At 22.1% G+C, this 1,341-nt stretch carries 2 protein-coding genes; both read right to left on the bottom strand.

Annotated features, from left to right (window positions below):
- The coding region (locus RH99_RS17980; protein ID WP_010241733.1) for a hypothetical protein at positions 1 to 315 on the bottom strand (315 nt) is incomplete at its 3' end.
- Positions 316 to 569: 254 nt separating this feature from the next.
- Positions 570 to 1,341 (bottom strand): sensor histidine kinase (locus RH99_RS17985; protein WP_010241734.1); only part of this gene is annotated, 772 nt, incomplete at its 5' end.

Raw genomic sequence — 1,341 nt, forward strand, 5'->3', positions numbered from 1 at the left:
TATATTTGCTGAAAGTACATATTCTCCTGCCTTATCTAATGATATTTGTTCTAAATCTTTTTTATTAGTTTCAAAAGTTTGTATTACTTTTCCATTAGAATTAATTAGTTCTAATTTTAAAGTACCTTCTTTAATTAAAGAATCATATGTAAATTTAAACTTATCACCTTTTTTAGCATTAAAGAACACTTTAGAATTACTACTTGATTTAGATTTAACATCATTTTTTATAGATGCTAAAGGAGCACAACTTGTTATAAATAAAACAAATATACATGTGATAAATGCTACTATTACAAATCTATTACTCTTCATATAATCCTCCTTTTGGATATTTATATTTAATATACAATAATATCTTAAATTAGGTATTTATGAATGTAAATGGATGTGTCACGAAATGTATATTTTTAATCGTAAAAAGTACTTTAGACTATATATAAGTCAACAGTAGCCTAATATAAAATATGGAATTGTATAACATTATTTAGATAAATATAAAAAAATTCTAAAGTTAAAAGCGACTTTTTAATCATCTTTAACTTTAGAGTTCATTATATAATACATAATTATTCCTTCTTGTTAAGCTCATAAATTATAATTTCTTGCTTAAAAACACAATTTTCAACAGTAGTATTTAAGAATATATTGTTATAATTTTTATGAATAATATCCATAACAGATTTTAATCCAATCCCCCTGTTATCTCCTTTACTTGAAAAATTATTTTTATATATTTTATGCACAGGAGGAGCATCCTTATCACAAGAATTACTTATTATAAAAATAATATTATCATCATCTTTTATAACTGCAAACTCAATAAATTTATCTTTACATAATTCCGCTGCCTCAATCGCATTGTCAAAGAATATACCAAGGATTCTACATAAATCTATTAATCCTATTGATATCTCAGTTATATCATCTTCAACTTCAACATGGACTTTTATATTTCTTTTCTCTGCAATATTAATTTTAGAAGATATAAAAACTTTTATAGGATTTATTTTTATATTTTCAAGTCCTATAATTGAAATATCTTTATTTATAATCTTTTCACTTTCAGGAAGTAATTCTTGTTTGTAGAAAGCTTTAAGTTTATCCATATCACCTATATCAATATAATATTCTATGACCTTAATTATATTAGCATAATCATGTTTAAATTTTCTTAAATCATTAGATTTATTTTCAAGCATAGATGTGTATTCATTGAGGTTAGCCAATTCTTCATCTTTATATTTTTTCTCCAAATTCTGTCTATAATTATAATTATTTAAATATATAATTACAATTAATAATGTAGCAAAAATAGAAGTAATAAAAAAATTTATTGCA

It is taken from the genome of Clostridium arbusti SL206 (assembly GCF_000246895.1).
Taxonomy (GTDB): domain Bacteria; phylum Bacillota; class Clostridia; order Clostridiales; family Clostridiaceae; genus Clostridium_I; species Clostridium_I arbusti.